Origin of the sequence: Acidiphilium sp. PM (genome assembly GCF_000219295.1) — a bacterium.
GTDB lineage: Bacteria > Pseudomonadota > Alphaproteobacteria > Acetobacterales > Acetobacteraceae > Acidiphilium > Acidiphilium multivorum.
In genome coordinates this window covers 1-597 of sequence record NZ_AFPR01000064.1, presented here as the reverse complement: position 1 = coordinate 597, position 597 = coordinate 1, and the positions used below count along the sequence as shown (strand labels likewise).

At 71.7% G+C, this 597-nt stretch carries 1 protein-coding gene; it reads left to right on the top strand.

The features are described 5' to 3' along the window. A partial coding sequence (locus tag APM_RS02235; RefSeq protein WP_039887575.1) for an ATP-binding cassette domain-containing protein occupies positions 1–597 on the top strand: 597 nt, incomplete at both ends.

Sequence of the window (597 nt, the reverse complement as noted above, 5' to 3'; positions counted from 1 at the left end):
GGCAAGTCGACGCTGATCAAGCTGCTGACCGGGTTCCATCAGCCTGACGACGGAACGATCAGGCTGGGCGGCGCGGCGGTGCGGTTCGACTCCCCCCGCACCGCCCAACGCCACGGCATCAGCGCCGTCTACCAGGAGATCAACCTGATCCCCGAACGGGACGTGGCCGAGAACCTCTTCCTCGGCCACGAGCCGAGGCGGCTCGGCTGGCTGATCGACCGGCGCCGGATGGAGGCGGAGGCGCAGTCGCTGCTGGCGCGCTACGAGTTGCGCATCGATCCGCGGGCGCGGCTCGGCACGCTCGGGCTCGGGCTCCAGCAGATGGTCGCGATCGCCCGCGGCATCCGGCTCGGCGCGAAGGTCGTCATTCTCGACGAGCCGACCTCCGCGCTCACCGGCGGCGAGGTCGAGACCCTGTTCCGCGTGGTCGACCGGCTGAAGGCCGAGCGCATCGCGATCCTGTTCGTCAGCCACCGGCTGTCGGAATGTTACCGGCTGTGCGACCGCTTCTCGGTGCTGCGCGACGGCCGCCTGGTCGCCAGCGCGCCGGCCGCCGACCTGCCGCGCCAGGCGCTGATCGCCGCGATGCTGGGGCGG